This window comes from Bartonella sp. CR84HXZ (assembly GCF_042194535.1).
GTDB classification, from domain to species: Bacteria; Pseudomonadota; Alphaproteobacteria; order Rhizobiales; family Rhizobiaceae; genus Bartonella; species Bartonella grahamii.
The window spans coordinates 241515-262148 of record NZ_JBHIMY010000001.1; the positions used below are offsets into that span (position 1 = coordinate 241515).

Here is a 20634-nt window from a genome sequence, read left to right on the forward strand (position 1 = left end):
CCTCACATGAAAGCGATGACTAAGATCACATATTTCTATTAGGAAAAAAAGCAGGCATATCAAAGCAACGAAAGCCATAATGGTCTAACCAACGCAGATCAGCATCAAAAAAAGCTCGTAAATCAGGCATACCGTATTTCAACATGGCAATACGGTCAATGCCCATTCCCCATGCAAAGCCTTGATATTCATCGGGATCTAAACCAACATTTTTCAACACATGAGGATGCACCATTCCGCATCCTAAAATTTCCAACCAATCCTGTCCTTCTCCGAATTTTACTTCTGAACCAGAGCGATCACATTGAATATCCACTTCCATAGATGGTTCGGTAAAAGGGAAAAAAGAAGGACGAAAACGCATTTTTACAGAGGGAACTTCAAAAAATGCTTTACAAAAGGTTTCATGTAGCCACATCATATGGGCAATGGTGGAGGTTTTATCAATGACAAGACCTTCTACCTGATGGAACATGGGCGAATGCGTCGCATCCGAATCCATGCGGTAAGTTTTTCCAGGAATAATGATCCGTATCGGTGCTTTTTGTTTTTCTAGTGTGCGAATTTGTACGGGTGATGTATGGGTCCGCAACAACTTTCGTTCTCCCATTTTATTGACATCAAAAAAGAAGGTATCATGCATTTCGCGTGCGGGATGCCCTTCAGGAAAATTCAATGCCGTAAAATTGTAATAATCTGTTTCAATATCAGGTCCCTCTGCAAGAGAAAAACCCAACTTCGTATAAATGGCAATAATTTCCTCAATAACCTGTGAAATAGGATGAATGCGTCCCCGTTCTATAGGTGAAGAGCGAACAGGCAAGGTAACATCAACCGTTTCACGAGAAAGACGGGTATCCAGTGCCTGTCTTTTCAGAATATCACGCTTTTGCGCCCATAATTCTAAAATACGATTTTTTAATCCATTAAGAACTGGTCCAACTTTATGGCGCTCGCTAGCATCCATCTTCCCTAATGCTTTTAATTTTTCAGAGATGCTACCTTTTTTACCCAATGCTGCAATACGCACTGCTTCAAGTGCCTGTTCATCACCCGCTGCCTCTAAGGCTAAACAAATTTCTTGTTCCAGACGCTCAATATCGTTCATATTTTTGCCTATTTTTTAATAAAAAAAACCCGCACTCGCAACAGCCAGCACGGGACCTCGAATAAATAAATGCTTTAAGAGAACACGACTGGCTTACTTGACAGCGCCTTCAAAAGCATTAGGTGTCGTATCTTTTAAATATTCCAAAGCCTTTTTTGCCGAAGCTACTAAAGCAGAAAATGCTTCTGCTTCGTGGATTGCTATGTCTGAAAGAACCTTACGATCAACCTCAATACCGGCTTTTGATAAGCCATCAATAAAACGTCCATAAGTTAAACCTTCTGCGCGAACAGCTGCATTAATTCTCTGAATCCACAAAGAACGGAAAGTACGTTTCCTATTTTTGCGATCACGATAAGCGTATTGCTTTGAACGATCAACTGCTGCTTTAGCTGCACGAATGGTATTTTTACGACGACCGTAAAAACCTTCAGCCTGTTTAAGAACTTTTTTGTGCTTAGCGTGTGCTGTCACACCTCTTTTCACACGTGCCATATTATAATCTCCTCAAAATCAAAAGCGTAAGGTTTAAACACCATTCGGCAAATAATGCTGAATGACTTTTTTAGCATCTTGTTCACACAAAACCATTGTTCCACGTGCATCGCGAATAAATTTATTCGAACGCTTAATCATACCGTGGCGCTTACCGGCAGCTGCTACTTTAATTTTGCCTGACGCAGTGATTTTAAACCGCTTTTTAGCGGATGATTTGGTCTTCATCTTGGGCATTTTGCTACTCCGTACATTAATTTATTCAATCAAACATTTTATTCACTCAAGCGGACCAACGCTTGAACAAGCATTTAAACAGCCACGGCATGCCCTGCCGGGCAGTTCTAATAGTGTTTCCATAAGCCACTATACACAAAATAGCAAGACCGTATTACAAAAAAATCGGAGCTCCATTGCCTTGAAGCTCAACTAAAGGTGCCGGAATAGCATTTGTTTTGATAGCTGCTTTACATAGATCAGCAATAATGCATTGCCTACATTGTGCTTTACGTGCTTGGCAAACATAGCGTCCATGTAAAATCAGCCAATGATGCGCATGACGAAGATAATGGATTGGTATAATCTTTAATAATTTTTTCTCAACAATCTCTGGTGTTTTGCCAGGCGCTAAACCAAGACGATTGCTTAAGCGAAAAATATGTGTATCTACTGCCAATGTAGGCTGACCAAAAGCAACATTCAAAACAACATTAGCCGTTTTGCGCCCCACTCCAGGAAGGGACATAAGTGCTTCACGCGTATCAGGTACTTGACCGCCATAACAATCAATTAAACAGTTACAAAGTGCATAAACATTGCGTGCTTTTGCTCGCCAAAGACCAATTGAACGGATATGATGTGCTATTTCTTCTTCTCCTAATGCAACCATTTTTTCCGGTTGATCAGCAAGGCGAAATAATTCTTTTGTCGCTTTATTAACGCTTACATCTGTCGCTTGAGCCGAAAGCACAACGGCAACCAAAAGCGTAAAAATATTTGTATAGATAAGATCACTCTTAGGCGCTGGGCGTTGCACAGAAAAACGGCGAAATATTTCTGCAATTTCATTTTCATTATATAATATACCAGATAAATTTCGCACTTTTGACAATTTTATGGTACCTTGAGGCATTGAACTCTCTTAAATCTTCTCTCTTGAAGTTATCATTCACGCTCGCCATATGAGAGGAATGCAGCGAACACTTTTATAGAGTTTGGTCAAGTAAAGCCGTTTTAAAGAGGATACTCATGAATGACACATGTGACGCCTTTCTCCAATCCCTTTCTTTTAGGGTTTGAAACCGTAGAAAAAATATTGCAACGTATCGGTAAAGCTGATGAGGCTTACCCAGCCTATAACATTGAACGTTTGCATAAAAATGATGATGCAAATCATATCCGGATAACTTTGGCTGTTGCTGGATTTAAGATTAACCATCTTAATGTTTTGCTCGATGATAATCAATTGGTTATTCATGGTAAACAAACGGACAACCAAAATCATCAATATTTATATCGCGGTATAGCTGCGCGACAATTCCAGCGAACCTTTGTTCTCGCGGAAGGGATGCATGTTACAAATGCAGAGTTGAAAAATGGTCTTTTATCAATTAATCTGTATCAACCAAAATTAAAAAAAGAAATAAAACAGATTCCAATTAAAGTCAGTAGTGGTGAGTCATAAAAGTTAAGGCGTAAAGGAACAGTGAAATGGGAGAACATAAACAAAACTTGTCGTTTCAGAACACATCCTACTCTGATGCGGGACAGATTGCCTATTTAAAAAAAGTTTGTACAGATGATCTGGCTAAAAACTTTCCAGATCTTCCACCAATGACCCCAGGAATTACGATATGGGCTCTCTTTGGTGAAACAGGTTATCCTATCATTTTATCCGATGAGCGTTCTATCGCCCTTGCTGGAGCCAATGAGCATGAACTACAAATTGTAACTCTGCACTAGATTACCTTACGAGAAAACGCTGTACTCTTTATAAATTCTATCTGTTTTTTCGTAAAGGGTGTAATGTGAGTTATAATGAGATAAGTATAGGTTTATATTCATAATTAATTTTTACAACTGGAATGAGAGTCCCGAATATCATAAGGTTCTCTCATTTGAAATCCTCTTGTATTAAAACAATTAAAGTCACTTGCTTGTATGTCACACGCAGGGAGAGCCGTGTGGATAAAAACACTTGAAGAAAGGAATAAAAATATCTCTTGTGAATTGTCTTAATTAGCAAGGATGTTGGCAATATTGGGGATGAGAAAAATGTATGATGGTGTCAGTTTGCTTCTTCATAAGTGTGAAGATGTCCCCTATAGATTTATATTATTCACGGGAACTTTTATACCATTCATAGGCGCTATCGTGAAATAGGCTCGAGTGTGCATTGAAAGATGTTTCTTTAAAATGAGTACATGAAGGCTATACAAGTGTATTTTGTTTGGGGTTTTCTGTTCTTCGTGAGGAGAGTAACTCCATTGAAGAGTATAAAAACAAAAGCATGATATAATGCGTCATCGTTATTTAAAAGATATTGCTATGAATGCTTTTGAAAGATGTAAAGCTGAATTGTAAGGAGATGATAGATTTTTACCATGATGCCTTTATATTCTTTCCAAATTAGGCTGTCTTCTTGTTCCAGAAATTACGCAAACAGATAGATGCAATATACTTACCAAATCTGGCATACAAAAATCTGGTACAGTTCGTGCCACACTGAAGCGTTTTGATATTTGTCTCAAACGTGGAATTGCACAGGGATTAGATGTTGATTAACAGGTAATAAAAAAACAAAGGCTTTATGAAAAAGGCCTTATGAAAAAGTTTATGCAGAGCTTTTAATTTTGTGCTTCAAATGCCTCAGTACAAGGTATTTTTCTCTTTTGAATATTAAAGCTCTTGTTTTTATAATGAAGTTACAGCACAACAAGCAAAATGGAATTATTTGAGGGGAAAAAAATAATGCCTTCTTACCGTTCAAGAATATCGACCCACGGGCGTAATATGGCAGGAGCCCGCGGACTTTGGCGTGCAACAGGGATGAAAGATACTGATTTTGGTAAACCCATTATTGCGATTGCGAATTCTTTTACACAATTTGTACCAGGGCATGTCCATTTAAAAGATCTTGGGCAATTAGTCGCACAACAGATAGCGGTTGCCGGTGGTGTTGCGAAAGAATTTAATACCATTGCTGTAGATGATGGAATTGCGATGGGGCACGATGGAATGCTCTATTCTTTGCCCTCACGTGAAATCATTGCTGATTCTGTAGAGTACATGGTTAATGCACATTGTGCGGATGCACTTGTCTGTATTTCTAATTGTGACAAAATTACGCCTGGTATGTTAATGGCTGCTTTACGGTTGAATATTCCGACAATCTTTGTTTCAGGCGGTCCTATGGAAGCAGGTAAGATTAAATGGAAGGATCAAGATCTAAGGGTTGATTTGGTCGATGCCATGGTTGCAGCAGCTTCAGAACAGAATTCAGAAGAAGAAGTTACTGAAATGGAGCGTGCTGCTTGTCCTACATGTGGTTCTTGTTCAGGAATGTTTACAGCCAACTCCATGAATTGCTTAACGGAAGCATTGGGGCTTTCGCTTCCCGGAAATGGATCAATGTTAGCAACACATGCAGATCGACGGATGCTTTTTGAAGAAGCTGGAAAACAGATTGTTGCATTGGTTAAACGTTATTATGAAAAAGATGATGAAACAGTCTTGCCGCGCTCTATTGCTTCACGCAAGGCTTTTGAAAATGCAATGACCGTTGATATTGCTATGGGGGGATCAACCAATACAGTACTGCATCTTTTAGCCGCGGCGCAAGAAGGTGAGGTGGATTTTACCATGACGGATATTGATCATCTTTCACGTCGTGTTCCTGTTTTATGTAAGGTTGCTCCTGCTGTTGCGAATGTACATATGGAAGATGTTCATCGCGCTGGTGGTATTATGGGGCTTTTAGGCGAACTGGATGCGGCGGGACTCATTGATACGTCAACTTATACGGTTCATGCAAAAACAATGAAAGAAGCTCTTTACCGTTGGGATGTGAAACAAACTAATGAACCAACAGTCCGTACATTTTATCGTGCTGCTCCTGGTGGTATTCCAACACAGACAGCTTTTAGCCAATCTTGTCGCTATGAGACCCTTGATCTTGATCGTGAAAAAGGTGTGATTCGCGATAGGGAACATGCATATTCACAAGATGGAGGATTGGCAGTTCTTTATGGAAATCTTGCAAAAGATGGCTGTATTGTAAAAACAGCAGGCGTTGATCAATCAATTTTAACTTTTAAAGGTCCGGCAAGAATTTTTGAAAGCCAAGATTCAGCTGTGTCAGCTATATTAACTGATAAGATTAAAATAGGTGAAATTGTTTTAATCCGTTATGAAGGTCCACGTGGTGGACCTGGAATGCAAGAAATGCTTTATCCAACAAGTTATCTCAAATCTAAAGGATTGGGCAAGGTTTGTGCACTTGTTACGGATGGACGTTTTTCAGGGGGAAGTTCAGGGCTCTCGATAGGACATATTTCACCAGAAGCTGCTGAAGGAGGAGAAATTGCGTTGGTGGAGGAGGGGGATATCATAGAAATTGATATTCCAAATCGTAGAATTCATATGTTGGTGGATGACGTTGAGATGAAGCAGCGCCGTGCTAAGATGGAAGCAAAAGGAAAAGGTGCTTGGCAACCGATTGAGAAGCGTCAGCGTAAAGTTTCAAAGGCTCTCAAAGCCTATGCAGCGATGACCACATCTGCTGCAAAGGGTGCAGTACGTAATATTTGATGAGATGAATGACGCGTCTTATAAAAGAGAGATAGTATTCTGATTTTTTGCATCTTTTACACGATATTCTAAGCTAATTATTTTATGAGTTTATGAACTTATCAGAATATTTCGAGCCATGATAAGTATGATTAAAAAGCTATCAATACAACTAAAAGCTGCTGCGGATTGCTTATTTCAGCAGCTATGTAAGACAGATAAAGATAGATATGGTATGATTACGCTTCATATCATATTTCAATTTTATACGAAATTACGATTTCCTGTTCTTATATTTATGAAAGATATTTATTGTACTGGTGGCATTATCTTTTTGTACCGTAAAAACACTGTCATTTAGGGCTGTGATATACGGCATCTTCCTTAATATATTAAGTGTTTTTTAAGTGTGTGGTGAATATTCTTAGACTTATTTATCAAGCTTTGGGTTTAAGTGAATTACATGAAGGAAGTCAAGGTAAATCCCTTAGAATCTAGACTGTTTGCAGACTTGATGTGAATGAAAATCTTTATCCTTTGAGGTGTGGGAAGGAGTTCAAAGGATGTTTAGGAAAATAAAATGCTGCTGTGATATATCTGATTATATGGTTCATATGAAAACAGTAAAAGAGCTTTTTATAACTTAAAATGTGAAGAAAATACGAGACCCATCATCCATGAATTTATTATGCAAAATGGGGTGGCATCCCAACACCGACAGCTTTAAACTAAAACTGTTGCTATGATAACAATAATATTGATTGTGAAAAAGCATAATTCATTAAATATTGCGTATTTGCAAGGTGGAGGAGATTTCATGACAATCTTCACAAAAAACGACTATCTTGTAAAAATAGTCGATATTGACTAATTTTTTGTCTACGGGCCAATATTGATCTAAGGAAATATGGAATATAATGCATAGGATTTTGCCTCTATATGCATTACACTTATCAAAATATATTGTGTAGAAAAGCGATGGGAATACGGTAAACAACAGTTTGTGCTGTGGCATATCAAAAAGTGATACTTTATCTCCTCTTAAGAAAGCTTTTTAATAAAAAATAACATCCGTTTTCTATAAGAGGTTATTCTTTTCAAGCTGTTTGAGGTGGTAAATTGCTTCTAAAGCTTGTTTAGGAGAGAGTTCATCGGGATGGATATTTTTTAAAGCTTCGTGAAGTACACAATGTTTGTTTCTTGCTTCATTGACGGGAGATGTTGCTTTAAGAGAAAAGAGTGGTAAATCATCAATGAGTTTATGCCCTTTTCCAGCCATTTCACCTTGTTCTAATTGATGGAGTACATCTGTTGCTCGTGTAATAACGGCTGGGGGAAGTCCAGCAAGCTTTGCGACTTGTACACCATAGGAACGGTCAGCAGCTCCTGGTGTGACCTCATGAAGAAAAACTACATCACCATCCCAATTTTTGACTTTCATGGTTACATTATGCAGTCTGTCAAGTTTTTCGGTAAGTGCAGTCATTTCATGAAAATGGGTAGCGAGAATAGCACGACAATGGTTAACTTCATGGAGATATTCAACAGCAGCCCAAGCAATAGAAAGTCCATCAAAGGTTGATGTCCCACGTCCTATTTCATCAAGAATAATAAGGGAATGGTGGCTAGCATGATTGAGAATTGTTGCTGTTTCAACCATTTCCATCATAAAGGTTGAGCGCCCCCGTGCAAGATCATCGGAAGCCCCAACACGACTAAATAGGCGGTCAACAACACCAATATGTGCTGAAGTCGCTGGAACGAAGGACCCCATTTGCGCCATAATAGCAATAAGAGCATTTTGCCGCAAAAAAGTTGATTTTCCTCCCATATTAGGCCCTGTCAACAGCCAGATTGCTGCATATTGCTGATTTTCTTGCACAGAGAGATCACAATTATTGGCAATAAAAGGTTCTGCTGCTTGTTTGCGGAGTGCTTGCTCGACGACAGGATGGCGTCCTGCTGTGATATGGAAGGTAAGTGAAAGATCAATTTTAGGTCGGCAATAGCCTTGTTCTTCAGCAAGATATGCTAAGGCGACAGAGACATCTAAAATAGCAAGTGCTTCAGAGGCTTTACGAATAAAATCAACTTGTTCGGTAATTTCCTGAACGAGAATATCAAAAATCTCTAGTTCAAGTGTCAATGCGTGATTGGCAGCATGGGCAATACGGCTTTCAAGGTCAACAAGCTCTGTTGTCGTAAAACGCATAGCGTTTGCCATTGTTTGCCGATGAATAAAACGTGCTTTAGCTTGTGGATTATTTGTAAGAGCAGATGCTTGTATACTGGTTACTTCAATGAAATAACCTAGAATATTATTATGCTTTATTTTAAGCGTTTTAATATCTGTTTCTTGGGCATATTGCGCTTGAAGTTCAGCAATGACACGGCGCGATTCATCACGTAAAGCACGCATTTCATCGAGCTCTTTATGATAATTTGAACGAATAAAACCACCATCACGTTTAAGGAGTGGGAGATCATCAGCTAATGCTTGTTCTAAATGAAAGTATAACGCTGTGGGTAAGTTTGAGAACACCTGTTGTACATCACTTATTTCTTGAGGCAGAAGCTCATTATTAAGAAGTTGATGCAATTCACGAATGATTTCAAAGCCGCGCTGGATTGTCGCCATATCACGGGGACCTCCTCGTCCAAGAGCCAAACGTGAAACGGCGCGGGGCATATCTGGTCCCCCTTTTAAAATAAGCTTTATCGCTTCTGCAAGAGAAGGATTACGTAGAAAAAAATCGATAGAATCCAAACGTGTATCAATAGCCGAAGGAGTGGTGAGGGGAGCAATAAGGCGATCGATGAGAAGGCGTGATCCTCCTCCTGTTACAGTGCGATCAATAGCTTTTAATAAACTTCCATCCCGTTGACCTGATGTCGTACGAATAAGTTCAAGGCTTAATCTGGTTGCGGCATCAATAAAAAGAGTCGCACTTTCATTTTGGCGCTCAGGCTGCATGAGGGGAGGACGATGCGTGATTTGTGTTTTTTCGATATAACGAATAGCAGCTACAATTGCAGAGAGTTCGGAACGTGAATAATCGGCAACGCCTTCAAGAGTTGAGAGTTTAAAATAATTGCAAATATCGCGTTCAGCGGTCAGTGCATCAAAGAGACAAGCAGGTTGAGGTGAAACGATACGATCAAGAACATTAAAAAGTGATTTGTGAGATTTATCATGAAAGAATGAATCAGCAACAATGATTTCTTGTGGATCCACACGCATAATATCTGCCAAAAGTTTTTCTTGGCGGCTTTCTGTTACACGAAATATGCCTGTTGAGATATCAATCCAAGAAAGAGCAAATTCCTCTCCATCGCTTGTTTTTATACGGGAAAGTGTCATCAAATAATTTGCGCGTGTTGGATCAAGGAGTTTTTCTTCTGTTATCGTTCCAGGTGTTACAAGGCGAACAACATCACGCCGAACAACAGATTTTGAGCCACGTTTTTTTGCTTCAGCAGGATCTTCTATTTGTTCACAAACAGCAACTCGGTAACCACAAGCAATCAGTTTTTGTAAATAATCATCAGCAGCATGAACGGGAACACCGCACATAGGAATATCTTGTCCTAAATGTTTTCCGCGTGCTGTGAGTGTGATTCCTAAAGCCTGAGCAGCTTCAATCGCATCATTAAAAAATAATTCATAAAAATCCCCCATTCGGTAAAAGAGAAGGGAATCATGATGTACGGCTTTGATTTCTATGTACTGCTCCATCATAGGTGTCAGACGTTCTTGAGAGGAAGCAGATGAGGAGGCAGGCTGTGGAATTAAATTATTTTTATGGTTGTCTTTTTTATCCATTTGTACGAGGCCTGTTTCCTTTAAGTGAAGTTTTTACTCTTTTTTGTTTACTTCAATATCTATTTATCTCTAAATTGCAACGCATCATCAGATTTGCTAAGGCAAGAATAGCGAGTTCTAATACATGAATCAAATTTAATAATTATACGCATTATCAAGCAAAATTTACACTGTTTTTGGAGAAAATAAAGTGAGATGAAAAAGAGCGAGCAGGATCAGAAAATGTCTCAAACTGTTTACAGTGCGAGCGAAAGAGAAGCTCTAGATTTTCATAGTCGTGGTCGACCAGGAAAGCTTGAGATTGTTGCAACAAAGTCTATGGCAACACAGCATGATTTAGCACTTGCTTATTCACCAGGTGTTGCAGTTCCAGTTAAGGCAATTGCTCAAAATCCAGCGCTAGCTTATGATTATACAGCAAAAGGCAATCTTGTTGCTGTTATTTCAAATGGTACAGCTATTTTAGGGTTAGGCAACTTAGGAGCTCTTGCCTCTAAGCCGGTCATGGAAGGCAAAGCAGTGCTGTTTAAGCGTTTTGCGGATATTGATTCCATTGATTTAGAAATTGATATAAACGATACAGAAAGTTTTATCAATTTGGTGCGTCATTTAGAACCTTCTTTTGGTGGAATTAATCTTGAAGACATTAAGGCGCCAGAGTGCTTTATGATTGAAAGCCGCCTACGCGAGGTGATGAATATACCTGTTTTTCACGACGATCAACATGGTACAGCAATTATTGTTGCTGCTGGTGTTCTCAATGCTTTGACTTTAACAGGGCGCAATATGCAAAATACGCGGTTAGTCTGTAATGGTGCTGGTTCTGCAGGAATTGCTTGTATTGAACTGATTAAAGCGATGGGCTTTCGTGCCGAAAATATCATATTATGTGATACAAAGGGTGTGGTCTATGAAGGTCGCAAAGAGGGAATGAATCAGTGGAAATCTGCGCATGCTATTCAAACAGATAAACGTACGCTTATAGAAGCAATGGAAGGTGCAGATATATTTTTTGGGGTTTCTGCTAAAGGTGCTCTTACTCCTGAAATGGTAAGATCTATGGCACCACAGCCGATCATTTTTGCTATGGCTAATCCCGATCCAGAAATTACGCCGGAAGAGGTTATGCAAGTGCGTCATGATGCCATTGTCGCAACAGGGCGTTCCGATTATCCAAATCAGATTAATAATGTTCTCTGCTTTCCTTATATATTTCGTGGTGCACTTGATGTGCGTGCAAGAGTTATTAATGAAGAAATGAAGATTGCTGCGGCAAAGGCTCTTGCCAATTTAGCGCATGAAGAAGTGCCTGACAGCGTTGCAGAAGCTTATTGTGGAAAGCGATTAAAATTTGGTCCTAATTATATCATCCCTGTTCCTTTTGATCCGCGTTTATTGACGGTTGTTTCAATAGCGGTAGCAAAAGCAGCAATGGAAAGCGGTGTTGCGCAAAAGAACATAGATGATTTAGAGGCCTATGAGCGCGATTTGAATGCGAGACGTGATCCTACTTCCTCGATGATGCGTGGGGTTTATAACCATGTTCGTCAAGCGCCAAAACAAATTGTCTTTGCAGAAGGTGAAGAAGAGCAAATTATGCGGGCAGCCGTTTCCTATGTTCATCAAAAATTAGGACAAGCGATTTTGGTTGGTCGTGAAGAGCAAGTAAGAGAAACAGCTGTTATCGCTGGAATTGATCTGGAGCGTGAAGGTATTTCTATTATGAATGCTAAGCTTTCTTGCCGTACAGATGATTATGCGAATTATCTTTATAAAAAGATGCAGCGTCAAGGTTGGCTGTTGCGTGATTGTCATCGTCGTATCAATAATGATCGCAATTATTTTGCTGCGTGTATGGTGGCACTAGGAGATGCTGATGCAATGGTTACAGGGGTGACACGCAATTATGAAACAGCGCTGATCGATATACGTCGTGCAATTGATGAAAAACCAAAAGAACGATTGATTGGTATCTCAATGGCTATTTGCCGAGGACGAACTGTGTTTATTACGGATACAGCTGTTTATGAAAATCCTAATGCTGAAGAACTTGCGGATATAGCGGAACAAACCGCTTCGTTTGTACGTGGATTTGGATATCAACCACGGGTAGCATTTTTAGCATTTTCTACGTTTGGTTATATGAAAGGGCAAATCACACAGCAAATTCAGGATGCGATTAATATTTTGCATGAACGCAAGGTTGATTTTGAGTTTGATGGAGAAATAAGTGCTGATGTAGCACTCAATTCCAAATTGATGCAGCAATATCCATTTATGGGATTAACAGAGCCCGCTAACATTTTGGTTATGCCTGGATATCACGCGTCTTCCATTGCAAGCAAAATGTTACAAGAACTTGGTGGAGCAACCATCATTGGTCCTATTTTAATTGGATTGGAAAAATCTGTCCAAATTGTACCGTTTAGTGGAAACGATACAGATGTGGTCAATATTGCAATGCTCGCGGCTTATCATGCCGCAAAAGCCGTCTAAAGGAAAAAAGCCCCTAATATACCAATAATATATCAAGGGGCTTTATGATAGCAAAAGAATAAATTTTTTAAGAGGGCTGTATTTGATTGTCTTTTTGTTCTTCGGCGAGACGCTTTTGGAAGAGGGCTGCAAAATCAATAGGATCAATCCATAAAGGTGGAAAACCACCATTTTGAGTAGCATCAGATATAATTTGGCGAGCAAATGGAAATAAAAGACGGGGACATTCAATAAAGACCAATGGCATAACATGTTCTTGTGGAATGTTTTCAAGGTGGAAAACACCACCGTAAATCAGTTCTACATGAAATAAGATTTCAGTATTATCATTGGCTTTGACGGAGAGAGACAAAACGACATCATAATTGTCATCACCAATTGGGTTAGCATTGACGTTAATATTGATATCAATTTGTGGTGATTTTTCACGTGTACGCAATGAACGAGGAGCACCTGGGTTTTCGAATGATAAATCTTTTAAATACTGAGTTAATACAGCAAAAACCGGCTCTCCACCACTGTTATTCATTTCATCTTCGGCCATACGACGAACCTCTCTCATTATAATATGTATATTTATTTTAGATCTAAAGACAAAATTGGTTATCACGCCTTGCAAAAGGTTGCAAGAAATGCGCTCTTTATCTTGAATATTTTTTTAGTTTGTTACAGATTTTTTAGGCATTTCAATGGTTATCATCATTTTTGCGCCATGGAGATTCTGTCGTATCATGAATTGTGTAATCTTCTGCGTTAAGATCAATTATTTTTTCAGAGTCATTTTTTCTTTTAGTATTGGGATTTATTTTGTTTTTTAATGATGTAAAGAAATGCCAAACAACAGAGCGAATTGGTTTAATAAGAAGTAATATTCCCAAGAGATCACTTACAAAGCCAGGAAGAATAAGTAAAATTGCACTAAACATGATGAAAGCATCATTAATAATATTATTCTCTAATGTGCGTCCTTGGATAAGTTCAGTTTGTATGTTTCTTAAAAGGCTAAACCCTTGAACTCGCAATAAAACAACCCCAACTATGGTTGTGAGAATAACCAAACTCAAAGTTGCCAAAATACCAATTTTTTGACCAACAAAGATAAAACCAGCGATCTCGATTAAAAGAATGCAAAGAAAGATAACAACAAAAAAACGAGGACTTATAGAATAAAGTTTTATCACATGCAAATTTCCTTCTGGATGAGGTGGGGAGAAATTCTTAAGAGCACTCCATTTAATATAAAATCTATAAAAATATTTGAATGGTAGGATTCCTTATTTTACATATTTATTGATAAATGGTATTGACTGCAATGTTTATTAGAGATTTAAGCTTTGGAGATTGACAGCGCCCATGGAATTTGACGTTATACTTGTCATAGCTCTTGTTGTTATGGTTGTTATTTTTGTGCAACTCCGTAATGTATTAGGGAAACGAATTGGGTTTGAAAAGCCCCCCTTTGATCCTTATTCGCGTCGTTCTAAAAAACAGGTTGAAGCAGAAACGGCTGATAATATTGTTTCGTTCCCTCATCAGAAAAATTCACAAAAAGACGACTTTAGTGAAATTGATAAAATTTCACCGGAGGGGAGTATTTTGAATAAAAATTTGCGGGAATTGCATAAAATTGATCCTCAATTTTCTCCTCAATTTTTTATAAAAGGTGCACAAATTGCTTATGAAATGATTGTAACAGCTTTTGCCAAAGGTGATCGCAATCAACTTAAAAGCTTGCTTTGTCAGGATGTTTTTGAGAGCTTTTGTACGGCTATTGAGCAACGAGAAAAAAATAAAGAGAGAATAGAGTTCACTTTTGTTGGAATTAATAAGATCGAATTTGTTGCGGCGGCAATACAAGAAAAGGATGAACTTTTAACGATACGTATTGTCAGTGAGATGATTTCTGTTACTTATAATGAACAGGGTGAGCGTATAGACGGTGATCCTGATGCTATTGTAGAAATCAGGGATATTTGGACTTTCGTTCGCAATAGTTTATCGTCAGATCCAAACTGGAAGCTTTTTGCTACAGAAAATGAAAATTAAAATACTTTTTGTTTTTCTTCCATAAGTATTCAATGATTTATGAGAAATTAAAATGTCCTCAAGTAAATGGAGACAAAAAAGAGATTTATTGGCTTCACAGGATCGCCTTTTATGGGAGATGGTTTGTCGTACGATAACACCGCTTCACGGTAAGATGCTCTCTTCTGCTTCAGAAACTATTGCAAATATTAATGATAAAAAACAGCCTGTAACTCAAATCTCCTCATTGTCTCAGGAAAATCAACAATCCTCGACATTTATTAAAAAAGAAAAGAGGGCAGTTACACAAGTACAAAAGATTCATTTCTTTGATCATGTTGCACATCGTAAAATTTCCCAAGGTCGTTATCCTCTTGAGGCGCGCCTTGATCTCCACGGTTATATGCAGGAAGAAGCTTATTTTTTCTTAAAAAATTTTCTACAATCCTCTCAGCAGAGAGGATTGCGTTATGTCCTTGTGATTACAGGAAAAGGACGATCTGTTGGGAGCGATGGAGCTTTGTATAGATTTGTTCCGTATTGGTTATCAACACCAGCTTTTCGATATTATGTCCATGCGTTTGAGCAAGCAGCGCGTCAGCATGGCGGAGAAGGTGCACTTTATGTTTGGTTGCGCCGTTTCGTGTCGGGAAAAGGAAAGTGATGTTATTGTGGTCGTTCTAGGTTTAATATTTATTTATACGTAATAATTTATAGTTTTCGTATATTTCGTAAGAGCCTTGAATACAATATCCCCTTATTTATAATTTTTTATAAATAATTATAAATATATCATTTTACATTCTACGTATTGCTTCACGCTTTTATTTATCGCATTCTTTGATGGGGCACATCCCTTACGCAAAACAGAATGACATTGGATTGCATATATGCACAGGCTTGTTTTAAAGAAACATTTCTCAACGCATCCAAGCCTATTTTGCGACGGCATCCGTGAAGGGTATAACGATAAATCCATTAAGACTCTTATCTTTATGCTTAATAAAAGAGCAAGCTGGCATCATCTCACACTTTGCTAGCTCCCAATGTTGCAACAACTCTTGAAGCCCTTGGCACTTGAAAGCATTTGTAGAAGGCATGCTTTTCTTTAAGTGTTTTTACTCTCCCCAGTTCTCATCTCATTCGTGACGCCCAAACGAAAGATTTTGATTGATTCAATATAAGAGGGCTTGAAATGAAAGAGATATTGATGGATCTCATTTAGGTTGCAACGCGATAAATTGTTTTTATAAACCACAGCATTACTCTATTAAATACACGAAGAATAAAAACATGAGAAATTGTCTTATTCAAAAGATATTGCTATGGATAGTGTTAAAAGTAGTACAACTAAATTAAAGAGGATCTTGGAAATAAACAGGAATATAACTTTACAACACATAATTGTGCAGTAGCACAAAAGATACAATTTCGTTGAATAGTTTCATGAAGAAATTTTTTCACTCATTAAAAGCTCTATTAAATTTCTTTCTCATAATAATTCGATAATTAAAATTTCATAACGAAGCGCAGAAGGTGTAGAATATGAGATTCAATCGAGGATATTACACTCTTATCCGACGTCTTTCAGATATTGGTTGAAATGCTAACTTAGCATGAAAGGCACAATAGGGGCTATTTTCATCAGAATCTGCACCACAAAAATGAAAATCTGCTGATAATGGATCGCCAACCGGCCATCTACATGTATTTTCACTCAATTGTAAAAGATTAAGTTGACGTGATATAGGCACAACTACATTGGATTTTGTGGATATATCAACTTCTTTTATATCTTCCGCTACAAATTCTGTCTTTAAAGCTGTTTCTTCAATACTTACAGATGATGTGTTCATTGGCGATACCGTGGATGTGTTGCGACGCACACGTGGAGATGATGGGCTGCTTCCCACGGGGGGTTTTTGCGTACGCGCGCTTCCTTGTGCTGTCTTACCGCGTCCTGGTAACTTTAATCGGTGTACTTTGCCGATGACTGCGTTTCTGCTGACCCCACCTAATTGAGCAGCAATTTGACTTGCACTTAACCCTTCACTCCAAAGCTTTTTAAGAAGCTCAACGCGTTCACATGTCCAACCCATACCAGCACTCCATTCCGATTACGTCACTAAGATGCTCTCCCCTTTGCATCTTCAAATGTTTTAATAATATTTTCACTACGCTGAATGAAAGAATTTTACACTCTAAGCGAGCATAAGAAAATCATCCAACCTGTGGACTTACAAACTAAAACACATCATCTTGCTTATTATATTATAAATTACAATATGCACTCACTCTATGACAAGAGTCTTTACCTCTTGAAGAGTTTATTTAGAATGTTTTCCCCAACTTGCAAATCAATCATAGGTTAAACTTTCACTTTTGTTTAAGGCTTTTTCCCAAAATGCTTATTTATAGAACCTTCATTGACTTTTTTTCAATTGGTGTAATGATCTATTCCATAGGTGTAATCATTAATCGTAATGAAATGTTGAAAGCACCGTAACAAAATGTACCATGTTGTTTTATTTGTAGTGTTGCTTTGTATATATATTGAAAAGGTTAAAATATAAAGGAAATTATGATGGATGCCGTCTCTATACAACCACTTTATGAATGCTTCGCACGACGAGATTTGCATTTTGAACAGGGGCATGGTGTATGGCTTATTTCCGATAAGGGAGAACATTATCTTGATTTCACATCTGGCATTGCTGTTAATGCATTAGGGTATTCACATCCAAAATTGGTTGATACGCTCAAAATGCAAGCTGAAAAACTTTGGCATGTTTCTAATATTTTTCAATCCCCTGAACAAGCAGCTCTTGCCACGCGGCTTTGTGCAAATAGTTTTGCGGATAAGGTTTTTTTCTGCAATTCAGGCACTGAAGCATTGGAGTGCGCATTCAAAACGGCACGTCATTATTACTATGCTGCTGGTCATTCAGAACGCATTGAAATAATTACTTTTGAAGGGGCATTTCATGGACGTACACTTGCAGCACTTGCTGCGACTGGGCATGAAAAATATCTTGAAGGCTTTGGACCTAAAGCTGGTGGATTTATTCAAGTACCTTTTTGTGATGAAATCGCTTTGCGTAACGCTATTAATAAAAATACCGCCGCTATTCTTATTGAACCTATTCAAGGAGAAGGAGGAATACGAACGGTTTCTCATGAATATTTAAGATTTTTGCGCAAAATATGCGATGATAATGGTCTGTTATTGATTTTGGATGAAGTCCAAACGGGTATAGGACGAACAGGGAAGCTTTTTGCTTATGAATGGAGTGATGTCTCGCCTGATATTCTTACCCTCGCAAAAGGATTAGGAGGAGGATTTCCATTAGGTGCTTGCCTTGCAACGGATAAAGTTGCAAAAAGCATGACACTTGGGACCCATGGTTCAACCTTTGGAGGAAATCTTCTTGGAATGGCTGTAGGAAATAGTGTTCTTGATATTTTGTTAGAGCCAAATTTTCTCAACCATGTTCAGCGTATGGGAAATAAACTAAGAAGTGGACTTTTGCACATTCTCAATATCTATCCTGATATTATCTGCGCAGTTCAGGGGATGGGCCTAATGGTGGGTATTCAGTGTGTTGTGTCTTCTAATCTTGTCGTTAATGCTTTAGAAAATGAATATCTCTTAAGTGTTGCTGCCAACAACAATGTTGTGCGCTTATTGCCTCCTCTTATCATTAGGGAAGAAGAAATAGATGAAAGTTTGCATCGTATTGAAAAAGCAATAGCGTATCTTTCGCAAGTAAACAAAGAAAGACAAATATTACACACATGACAAATGCTCTTCGTCATTTCACGGACTTATCCATTTTAACGCCAGCAATAGCACGCGCACTGATCGATTATGCAAAAATCCTTAAAGCATCTTTTAAAGCAGGGAAAGGTTCAAAACCTTTTATAGGTAAAACACTTGCGATGATTTTTGAAAAACCATCCACACGAACCCGTATTTCATTCGATATCAGTATGCGCCAGCTTGGGGGAGATACAATCATGCTCACGGGGTCAGAGATGCAGCTTGGTCATAGTGAAACTATAGCTGACACGGCTCGTGTTTTATCCCGTTTTGTGGATATCGTGATATTACGAACAACAAAACATCAACGTATGCTCGAATTGGCACAATATGCACAAATTCCTGTCATTAATGCCCTTACAGATGATACACATCCTTGCCAAATTTTAGCAGATATATTAACCTATGAAGAGCATCGGGGGCCAATTGCTGGCAAAATATTCGCGTGGATGGGGGATGGTAATAATGTGCTCCATTCCTTAATTGAGGCCGCAGCTCTTTTTGATTTTCATTTGCGTATTGCTACTCCAAAGGGCAGTGAACCACAAGAAAAATTTATACATTGGGCACGTGAACGAGGAGCGCACCTTACACTAACTCATAGTCCCCAAAAAGCAGCTCAAGATGCTGATTGTATTATGACCGATACATGGGTCTCCATGGGACAAGAATTTCGTGCTCGCAGTCATTCTATTTTTCAGCCTTATCAAGTCAATGAAGCTCTCATGAAATTAGCAAAATCTGATGCTCTTTTTATGCATTGTCTTCCTGCTCATCGTGGTGAAGAAGTGGTTGATTCTATTATTGATGGACCGCACTCCGTTGTTTTCGATGAGGCTGAAAATCGTCTTCATGCTCAAAAGGCAATTCTTTCTTGGTGTTTACAAGATGCGTTTTTCTCTCCACAATAGCTCCTCTACAACAAATTATATAAAAAAGGCAAAGCTATGAGTAAACAAGCTAAAGATGAAGCCTCTCTCAATAACAACTTCTTGCATGAAGATGATACTGTTATTCCCTTTCAAGTCGAAGAACTTGATATTCGTGGACGTGCCGTACAACTTGGAGAAACTTTAAATTCTATTCTTAACAGACATCAATACCCTGAACCGGTTTCCTATCTTCTAGCAGAAGCTTTACTTTTAACTGTTTTGCTTGGAACTTCTCTAAAGCTTACGGGAAAATTTATTTTACAAACTCATTCAGATGGACCGGTTAATATGTTGGTATGCGATTTTTCGCCTCCTTCCAGTTTACGTGGATATGCTCGTTTTGATAAAGAACAGCTTAAACAAGCCATGGACAATAATCAAATCTCTTCAGAAACCCTTTTAGGGAAAGGCACTTTAGCCTTCACAATTGATCAAGGTCCCCATATGCAGCCCTATCAAGGGATAGTTGCATTAGATGGATCAAATTTACAAGAAACTTCTCGTATTTATTTTGATCAATCAGAACAAATTCCTACCGATATCCGTTTGGCTGTTGCTATATTAATTAATCGTGACCAACAAGGAAAAACGCAGAAAAGCTGGCGAGCTGGAGGTATTTTGATCCAACTTTTACCCCAAGAATTGTCTCATCATAAAATAGATACCCCTCATCAAACGCGAGAAAAAACGAAAACCCATAGCCAATTGGATAACCAATGGCAGGAAGCTAAAATACTCATGGCAACGATTGAAAGTTCAGAATTAACAGATCCCCAAGTTGGTAGTAAACAGCTCTTGTTCCGTCTTTTTCATGAACAAGGTGTTAGAGTTTTTAATCCTTTTTCTCTTGTCGATCAATGTTCTTGTTCACACGAAAAAATTAAAGGAATCCTAGAAGGATTTTCGATTGATGAACGCAATAAAATGGTTAAAAATAAATATATTTCAGTCACATGTGAATTTTGCTCAAAAACGTATTGTTTTACACCACAAGAATTTTAGAAGAAAAAACATAATCAAATATTTTTCATAAAAAAATGATGATTGCAACAAAAGCCTATTTTATTTGCGTCATAAAAGTTTACCTATAAGCTCATATGAACTTCTAGAATATTTCTTGTCTTAGAGTTTTTTAATGTATACGAGT

General features: G+C 38.3%; 17 protein-coding genes. 9 read left to right on the top strand and 8 right to left on the bottom strand.

The genetic code is table 11. The annotated features are described in order from the left end of the window. Positions 1-25: 25 nt before the first annotated feature. The 4 genes from pheS to nth all read right to left on the bottom strand — a co-directional run bounded on the left by pheS (position 26) and on the right by nth (position 2735). On the bottom strand, positions 26-1108 hold the full coding sequence (pheS, locus tag ACFIKD_RS00945) for a phenylalanine--tRNA ligase subunit alpha (protein WP_375646968.1): 1083 nt from the start codon (positions 1106-1108) through the stop codon (positions 26-28). 93 nt (positions 1109-1201) lie between these two features. Beyond that, positions 1202-1603: a 50S ribosomal protein L20 gene (gene rplT, locus ACFIKD_RS00950; RefSeq protein ID WP_375635419.1), complete on the bottom strand. Its 402-nt coding sequence runs from the start codon at positions 1601-1603 to the stop codon at positions 1202-1204. 33 nt (positions 1604-1636) lie between these two features. After that, positions 1637-1840, bottom strand: coding sequence for a 50S ribosomal protein L35 (rpmI, locus tag ACFIKD_RS00955; protein WP_273722445.1), 204 nt, complete (start codon positions 1838-1840; stop codon positions 1637-1639). Between the two features lie 154 nt (positions 1841-1994). After that, positions 1995-2735: an endonuclease III gene (gene nth, locus ACFIKD_RS00960; RefSeq protein ID WP_375635420.1), complete on the bottom strand. Its 741-nt coding sequence runs from the start codon at positions 2733-2735 to the stop codon at positions 1995-1997. Between the two features lie 120 nt (positions 2736-2855). On the opposite strand from nth, the gene ACFIKD_RS00965 reads away from it, so the two are divergent. From ACFIKD_RS00965 to ilvD, 3 genes are all read left to right on the top strand, one after another. Beyond that, positions 2856-3287, top strand: a complete 432-nt coding sequence (locus tag ACFIKD_RS00965) for an Hsp20 family protein (RefSeq protein WP_375646969.1) — start codon at positions 2856-2858, stop codon at positions 3285-3287. Between the two features lie 26 nt (positions 3288-3313). Continuing rightward, positions 3314-3565, top strand: a complete 252-nt coding sequence (locus ACFIKD_RS00970; RefSeq protein ID WP_012754519.1) for a DUF1150 domain-containing protein — start codon at positions 3314-3316, stop codon at positions 3563-3565. Positions 3566-4573: 1008 nt separating this feature from the next. Further along, positions 4574-6412 (top strand): dihydroxy-acid dehydratase, encoded by a 1839-nt coding sequence (ilvD, locus tag ACFIKD_RS00975; protein ID WP_375646971.1) that lies wholly within the window; start codon positions 4574-4576, stop codon positions 6410-6412. Between the two features lie 1057 nt (positions 6413-7469). Here the strand turns inward: ilvD and mutS are convergent. Beyond that, entirely contained in the window at positions 7470-10214 is a 2745-nt protein-coding gene (mutS, locus tag ACFIKD_RS00980; RefSeq protein WP_375646972.1) for a DNA mismatch repair protein MutS, read from the bottom strand. A gap of 195 nt (positions 10215-10409) precedes the next feature. Here mutS and ACFIKD_RS00985 point away from each other — a divergent pair, with 195 nt between their 5' ends. Next, positions 10410-12710, top strand: a complete 2301-nt coding sequence (locus ACFIKD_RS00985) for an NADP-dependent malic enzyme (protein ID WP_375646973.1) — start codon at positions 10410-10412, stop codon at positions 12708-12710. A gap of 67 nt (positions 12711-12777) precedes the next feature. Here the strand turns inward: ACFIKD_RS00985 and secB are convergent, their stop codons facing one another. Beyond that, positions 12778-13254 carry a protein-export chaperone SecB gene (gene secB, locus ACFIKD_RS00990; protein ID WP_012754523.1) on the bottom strand — a complete coding sequence of 159 codons (477 nt, stop codon included), beginning with the start codon at positions 13252-13254 and terminating at the stop codon, positions 12778-12780. A gap of 142 nt (positions 13255-13396) precedes the next feature. Next, positions 13397-13891: an FxsA family protein gene (locus tag ACFIKD_RS00995; protein WP_375646974.1), complete on the bottom strand. Its 495-nt coding sequence runs from the start codon at positions 13889-13891 to the stop codon at positions 13397-13399. 172 nt (positions 13892-14063) lie between these two features. Between ACFIKD_RS00995 and ACFIKD_RS01000 the strand changes: the two genes are divergently transcribed. Both ACFIKD_RS01000 and ACFIKD_RS01005 read left to right on the top strand, forming a co-directional pair. Continuing rightward, complete coding sequence (locus ACFIKD_RS01000; RefSeq protein ID WP_012754525.1) at positions 14064-14756, top strand: Tim44/TimA family putative adaptor protein; 693 nt, start codon at positions 14064-14066, stop codon at positions 14754-14756. A 52-nt stretch (positions 14757-14808) separates the two neighbouring features. Beyond that, positions 14809-15399 (top strand): Smr/MutS family protein, encoded by a 591-nt coding sequence (locus tag ACFIKD_RS01005; RefSeq protein WP_012754526.1) that lies wholly within the window; start codon positions 14809-14811, stop codon positions 15397-15399. Between the two features lie 901 nt (positions 15400-16300). On the opposite strand, the gene ACFIKD_RS01010 is transcribed toward ACFIKD_RS01005, so the two are convergent. Beyond that, positions 16301-16834: a GcrA family cell cycle regulator gene (locus ACFIKD_RS01010; RefSeq protein WP_375646976.1), complete on the bottom strand. Its 534-nt coding sequence runs from the start codon at positions 16832-16834 to the stop codon at positions 16301-16303. 485 nt (positions 16835-17319) lie between these two features. On the opposite strand from ACFIKD_RS01010, the gene ACFIKD_RS01015 reads away from it, so the two are divergent. Genes ACFIKD_RS01015 through ACFIKD_RS01025 form a run of 3 tightly spaced genes read left to right on the top strand, consistent with a single transcriptional unit; the run spans position 17320 to position 20489 of the window. Continuing rightward, positions 17320-18534, top strand: a complete 1215-nt coding sequence (locus tag ACFIKD_RS01015; RefSeq protein ID WP_012754528.1) for an aspartate aminotransferase family protein — start codon at positions 17320-17322, stop codon at positions 18532-18534. Next, positions 18531-19466 (top strand): ornithine carbamoyltransferase, encoded by a 936-nt coding sequence (argF, locus tag ACFIKD_RS01020; RefSeq protein ID WP_375635426.1) that lies wholly within the window; start codon positions 18531-18533, stop codon positions 19464-19466. Before ACFIKD_RS01015 ends, argF begins: the two co-directional genes overlap by 4 nt. Before the next feature lie 36 nt (positions 19467-19502). Beyond that, positions 19503-20489 (top strand): Hsp33 family molecular chaperone, encoded by a 987-nt coding sequence (locus tag ACFIKD_RS01025; RefSeq protein ID WP_375646977.1) that lies wholly within the window; start codon positions 19503-19505, stop codon positions 20487-20489. Positions 20490-20634 lie beyond the last annotated feature (145 nt).